The organism is Dolichospermum circinale AWQC131C (genome assembly GCF_000426905.1).
In the GTDB taxonomy this organism is placed as follows: domain Bacteria; phylum Cyanobacteriota; class Cyanobacteriia; order Cyanobacteriales; family Nostocaceae; genus Dolichospermum; species Dolichospermum circinale.
The window spans coordinates 190,546-197,221 of the sequence record NZ_KE384588.1 but is presented as its reverse complement, the minus strand read 5'-3'; the positions used below and the strand labels follow the sequence as shown (position 1 = coordinate 197,221).

Sequence of the window (6,676 nt, the reverse complement as noted above, 5' to 3'; positions counted from 1 at the left end):
TTAAAGTCTCCCAATGCCATAAGGCGACTATGACCAAATTTTAACATAAAGCCGTCCTAAAAGGACGGGGCTTGTATCCCAGATTTTTGGTCATTGGTCATGAGTTATTTAATTTTGACCGTTGACCGTTGACCGTTGATTTTTAACTTAACTTATCCCTAGTTACCACAAAGCCCGAATTGGTTGTTTGTCTTGATTAACATTACTACTGGAATTTGATAGCCCGCGTGGTGTAGTCATGTCACTATCTGTACTCGCCGTTTCCCTGGTAGAATCAGAACTTTCATTACCAGTGCTTGTTTCTTGTGTAGTATTAGAAGAATTACCTGAATTTCCAGTAGAAACATTACCTTGAGCTACATTAGTGCGGCGGCTTTCACTGTTAGAATCATTGCTTTTAATCGTTTCTGACTCATTACTAGAATTATTTTCCGTATCATTACCACCAGCGGCACTATTAACATTAATATTAGCTGGGAGAACACTGGATGCTCTGCGTCCTGTTGGCACATTAGCACTTTGTTGTCCGCCCATAGGAAAGTTAATTCCCAGTAGCGTACCTAGCAAAATTGCTACGCCGCCAGCCATCAAAATCAAGGGTGTCCATCTACCCATCTTGTTTGTCTCCTTTTTAACCTTTTGGTGTCTAAACTATTTGAGAACCTTGACCCCAAAAACCGTGAAATTTAGTCACTTTAACAGTAGCTAAAACTTGAGTTTGAGCAATCAAACCCAAATTACTTGTAGGAGAATGGGGAAGAAGGGAACGCAGAAGAATGCTCAGGTCAATTTACTGCGGACGCTTCGCCTTCTACCTTAACCGCACAAGTACCATAAGTGCCAATTCCTTTCCTCATATTTAACAGGATTTTGGGGATCATTTCCTTTGCTTGTCTTGGGAATGAAAACAGCCTAGAATTGAATTATTAACAACCTTCGATACAGCAGACAGAACTGGTGATGGTTTTTGCTAAAGGTTTGGCAGAGGAAAAATAAGTACCGAATGGTTTGAGGGTTTCCTGCATGGGTAAAATGGGTTAAATCCCCAGGCAGATAGTGACGCAGCTTTGAGACTGGAAGTAGGAAGAAAATATGAAGCTTCGCTACACTTCCTCAGAGCAATTGTTAGCATTTTTGTATGGCCTGATGAAACTACCAAAACAGCTTTTTGTTGTTTATTCGCGTGCAGCCAAGTTATCTCTCAGGTGTCAGTGTTGAATCAAAGGTTCAACAATTTTTATGACCAAAACTCCCTCAAATCAACTTTGGCTCTATGACACTACTCTCCGGGACGGGACCCAACGGGAAGGACTCTCAGTGTCCATAGAAGATAAGTTACGCATTGCTCACCGACTGGATCAATTAGGGATTCCGTTTATTGAAGGTGGTTGGCCAGGAGCAAATCCTAAAGATGTCCAGTTTTTCTGGCAACTTCAGCAAAATCCCCTCAAACAGGCAGAAGTTGTTCCCTTTTGCTCTACCCGTCGTCCTCATACTAAACCCCCAGATGAACCCATGCTACAAGCGATTTTGGCGGCAGGTACTCGCTGGGTGACTATTTTCGGTAAATCCTGGGATTTGCACGTTACAGCCGGACTCAAGACCAGTCTAGAAGAAAATTTAGCCATGATTGGTGACACGGTTGAGTATCTGTGTTCTCAAGGACGACGGGTAATTTACGATGCTGAACATTGGTTTGATGGTTATAAGCAAAATCCCGATTATGCTTTACAAACTTTGACAACGGCTATGACCGCAGGTGCGGAATGGTTGGTTTTATGCGATACCAATGGTGGAACTTTACCTCATGAAGTTACACAAATTGTTCAGGATGTTAATTGTCATTTCTCAATGGCCAATGGTCAATGGTCAACAATTCCGCAAATAGGAATACATACTCATAATGATTCAGAAATGGCGGTAGCTAATGCTCTAGCAGCAGTTATGGCGGGTGCAACAATGGTACAAGGGACAATCAACGGTTATGGAGAACGCTGTGGTAATGCTAATCTGTGTTCTCTGATTCCTAATTTACAGCTAAAGCTGGGTTATAGTTGTATCTCCCAACACCAGCTACATCAACTGACAGCGGCTAGTCGTTTTGTCAGTGAAGTTGTCAATCTCGCTCCTGATGAACACGCACCTTTTGTAGGACGTTCCGCTTTTGCCCATAAAGGCGGTATTCATGTATCAGCAGTAGAACGCAACCCTTTAACCTATGAACATATTCAACCAGAACAAGTCGGAAATACGCGCCGCATTGTCATTTCCGAACAGTCTGGACTCAGTAATGTTTTGGCTAAAGCCCGGACTTTTGGTATTGAGTTAGACAAGGATCATCCCCAAGCTAGACAAATTCTCCAGAGAATGAAAGAATTGGAAAGTGTCGGCTATCAATTTGAGGCAGCGGAGGCGAGTTTTGCCCTGTTGATGTATGATGTTTTAGGTCTGCGTCAACAGTTTTTTGAAATCAATGGTTTTCAAGTCCATTGTGATTTGATTCAGGGCAAAGAAACAACTCATTCTTTAGCAACTATTAAGGTCACTGTCAATGGTGAAAATATTCTGGAAGCTGCGGAAGGTACTGGACCTGTAGCGGCTTTGGATGCGGCTTTGCGTAAGGCTTTGGTGAACTTCTATCCGCAAATTGCCACCTTTGAGTTAACAGATTATAAAGTTAGAATTTTGAATGGAAATACCGGAACTGCGGCAAAAACTCGTGTCTTAGTTGAATCTCGCAATATTCAACAACGCTGGACAACTGTTGCGGTTTCTAAGAATATCTTGGCGGCCTCTTATCAAGCAGTAGTTGAAGGTTTGGAATATGGTTTATTATTACATTTCCAAGCAGAAAACTATGGTTGAAAGTTGAGCCGTAAATGGGTAAATATAAGTAGGTTGGCGTTAAAAATTGTCGTTATGACAAGGGAATAGGGAACAGGGGACAGGTTACAGGTTACAGGTTTTGGGCAACTTTACTTTTCGTTACTTGTGTCGGTTTTTTCTTTTACCTACTTACAGCGTTTTCCGCTCTGATGAGGTATAAATTTGAATCATGAAACTCTTGTGGTGCGGGCATCTTGCCCGCTAGATATGTACCTCATAACACTCTTGTAGTGCTGTGGCAGTTCTCGGTGGGTTGTGAACGGATTTTTTTGGAACGAACCACAGAGGACACAGAGGACGCTGAGGTAGAGAAAAGGGAGGTATTGTCGTTTTAGTTATAATCGCTATGTATCCCGAACTTATTGAAGAATTCCGGAATATGTATAATTATGCGTAATTAATTTAATAGCCGCTTTCACTCGATGAGGGGGAGTGAGCGAGAGGGGGAGACGAGAAGAGGAATTATGCTCTATCTATTCCCTTTGGGACTCTTTAGAACTATATTAATTAGGTAGCTAGTAATCTGTTACAGAATCGGTCTGTAATTTAAGCCTACATACATAAAATAGCCCTTTTTAATTATATAACCTATGCCAGCAAATTCCTGGCCTGAAAACAATTCTGATCCCCTTGACCTGATCTTACCTGACCTCTCAGAAAATAAAGAATCAGAATACCTACAACCAAAACGATTTAAAGGCCGTCGTGGCAAAGCTGCTCTAGTTTTAACTATAGTTTGGAGTGGGACTATTACCCTACATTTAGTTTCTTGGGGTTCGATATTTATCCTGGGACTGACAACAATACTGGGAATTCATGCCTTGGGGATTATTTTTACCAAACCCCGCGACCATTCCCCAAAAATAGAGGCAGATTTGCCTTTTGTGTCTGTATTAGTGGCTGCTAAAAATGAAGAAGCAGTAATTGGCAGATTAGTTAAGAATCTCTGTAATTTGGAATACGGTAATGGTGAATATGAAGTCTGGATTATTGATGATAATAGTACAGATAATACACCCCAATTATTAGCAGAACTCCAGCAAGAATATCAACAACTGAATGTATTTAGGCGTTCTCCCCAAGCTAGTGGCGGAAAATCTGGAGCATTAAATCAGGTATTACCACTGATAAAGGGAGACATTATTGCTGTATTTGATGCTGATGCCCAAGTTACACCAGATTTACTATTTCAGGTAGTTCCTTTGTTTGAAAAAGAAAGAGTAGGGGCTGTACAAATACGTAAAGCGATCGCTAATGCTCCAGAAAATTTTTGGACTAAGGGACAAATGGCGGAAATGTTGTTGGATATCTGGTTTCAACAACAGCGGACTGCTATTGGTGGTATTGGTGAACTCCGAGGTAATGGTCAATTTGTCCGTCGTCAAGCCCTAGCAAGTTGCGGTGGTTGGAATGAGGAAACTATCACCGATGATCTTGATTTAACTATCCGCTTACATTTAGATAAGTGGGATATTGAATGTGTTTTTCATCCCCCAGTGGAGGAAGAAGGTGTTACCAATGCTACAGCCCTTTGGCATCAACGTAACCGCTGGGCGGAAGGTGGTTATCAACGTTATTTAGACTACTGGGATCTGATCCTCAAAAACCGCATGGGGACAAAGAAAACCTGGGATTTGTTGATCTTTATGGTGACAATGTATATCTTGCCAACGGCCGCAATACCAGATATATTAATGGCGATCGCTCGTCATCGTCCACCTATGTTAAGTTCTGTAACTGGGTTATCTCTAGGGATGTCAGTTATAGGTATGTTTGCGGGTTTAAAGCACATCCGTAAAGCTACTGGAAATCCATCTACCTATTTAGTGTTACTTTTACAAACCCTTCGCGGCAGTTTATATATGTTGCATTGGTTAGTAGTTATGAGTAGCACCACAGCGCGAATGTCGTTCCGACCAAAACGTTTAAAATGGGTAAAAACTGTTCATAAAGGTGTGGAAAAATCAATTTTGTAATTAGGTAATATAGCAATTCCCATGGAATTTAGGTACAAGAACTCAGAATTAAACGCAGATAAACGCGGATAAACGCAGATAATTTTGTACTTTATTAGACTAGGATTCGCTATCAGGTTAATACTCCCCGGTCTCAGGACACGGGGATTCTTGGTTAAAAGAGTTAGACTACTTGTTGTGTAGCGAAGCAATCCGTATGTATCCGGTTTAAATGGTTAATAGTGCTGCCAAAACAACTATTTTATGCTACTTTTGAGTAGCATTCATTATTGGAGTAATTATGTTTCAACAACTATCACTATTTGAAGATAAAAATAATGATATTACCAAGTGTTTTTATAAAAGCATTGAGGAGTCTGGCTTTAACTATCAAGAAATTGATATAGGTGATATCACATTTAAAGCAGGACAAACTGAGTCAGTGCATAGATGGTATAGACTAACTCCCAGTTATTCACCAAATTTAGTCCGCTTTTTTATTGATTTATTTAAAATTACTAAAAATGATTTTGTAGTTGATCCATTTAGTGGTAGAGGTACAACAATTATCGAATGTCAGAAGCATGGAATTAAGGCTCTAGGAGTTGAGATTAACCCTTTACTTCAGCAAGCAGGAAATAAGTCTCTATTGTGGAATCTTAGTAACATTTCTTTAATTAATAATTATCTTGAACAAGTATTTAGTGAAATTAAAAAATATGAGACATTTTCACTGGAAGATGTAGTTGAGATATTCAATACCAGAGTTCCAATTATTCATAATGTCTTTCGTTGGTGGAAAATTAATGTTTTAAAAAATCTGATTATTTGTCGTGAGATAATGAGACAAGAAAAATATCATCCAATTCATGAATATATTTGGTTATCTTTGAATAAATCCTGTTTGGATTGTGCCAATATTCACAGAAATCATCCAACTATTACATTTGATGATCATCATCAAAGAGAGATAGATGTTTATTTAGAAATAAGTAATAATCTCAAAGACATCAGGGAAGATTTGATTAAGCTTAACCAAAGAGAAATATTATTTTCTAATTTGAACTCAATTGTACTAGGTGATTCCACAAATAACCTGCAAAATACAATTAATCGCTCTATAGATTTCGTAATTACTTCACCTCCTTATCCAAACCGCTATAGTTATGTTCATCAAACTAGACCTCAATTACACTTCTTAGAACTCTTAGAAGATATTCGTGAAGCCACGGAAATAGACTTACGAGCAATAGGTGGAACATGGGGTAGAGCAACTTCAATTTTGCAAAAGGATTTAATCATAGTTCCTGATGAGATTAGATCATATCTTTCTTACTATGATGAACTTAAAAATCAAAACATTTTAATGTGTAATTATGCGACTAAATACTTTATTGATTTGTGCAAACATATAAGAAGTTTAAAACAGATTGTATCGAGAAATTTTCAAGGTGTTTATGTTGTCGGTAATTCTCGACTCTCAAATGTGGAGATATTTACAGAGGTGATTTTGAGTAAACTTTTTCAACGCGAGGGTTTTGTAGTTGAGAAAATAATTTCCTTCAGAAAAAGGGGCGGTAAAAAACGTTTGTATGAAACAGCAGTATGCATTAGAAGTTAGAGAAAATATTATCGATCTCTTTTTTAAAAGACTTTGAATTTATCTGAAGGAAATTATAAAGATCGAAACCAGTAATAGTGTGAACCAAATTAAAACTGTCTATTCCTTCATACAGTTCCCAACTCTTTGATAATCTACTTACAGGACTTTTCAAGGATGTGTTGCAGAAAATTAACATCACAGGTAGAATTTGATATGACTTCAAAGCTAGGGA

Annotated in this window: 4 protein-coding genes and 1 pseudogene; 3 read left to right on the top strand and 2 right to left on the bottom strand. The window is 38.8% G+C overall.

Going from position 1 to position 6,676, the window contains the following annotated elements; genetic code table 11:
• Positions 1-162: 162 nt before the first annotated feature.
• Both ACIR131C_RS0102200 and ACIR131C_RS26530 read right to left on the bottom strand, forming a co-directional pair.
• Positions 163-615 (bottom strand): hypothetical protein, encoded by a 453-nt coding sequence (locus ACIR131C_RS0102200; RefSeq protein ID WP_028088891.1) that lies wholly within the window; start codon positions 613-615, stop codon positions 163-165.
• Between the two features lie 31 nt (positions 616-646).
• Positions 647-851 (bottom strand): annotated as a pseudogene (locus tag ACIR131C_RS26530) (2Fe-2S iron-sulfur cluster-binding protein); the annotation flags it as partial.
• Positions 852-1,239: 388 nt separating this feature from the next.
• Between ACIR131C_RS26530 and cimA the strand changes: the two are divergent.
• From cimA to ACIR131C_RS0102180, 3 genes are all read left to right on the top strand, one after another.
• Positions 1,240-2,865 (top strand): citramalate synthase, encoded by a 1,626-nt coding sequence (gene cimA / locus ACIR131C_RS0102190; RefSeq protein WP_028088890.1) that lies wholly within the window; start codon positions 1,240-1,242, stop codon positions 2,863-2,865.
• Positions 2,866-3,476: 611 nt separating this feature from the next.
• Positions 3,477-4,862, top strand: coding sequence for a glycosyltransferase family 2 protein (locus ACIR131C_RS0102185; protein WP_028088889.1), 1,386 nt, complete (start codon positions 3,477-3,479; stop codon positions 4,860-4,862).
• A gap of 280 nt (positions 4,863-5,142) precedes the next feature.
• Positions 5,143-6,462, top strand: a complete 1,320-nt coding sequence (locus ACIR131C_RS0102180; protein ID WP_028088888.1) for a DNA methyltransferase — start codon at positions 5,143-5,145, stop codon at positions 6,460-6,462.
• Positions 6,463-6,676 lie beyond the last annotated feature (214 nt).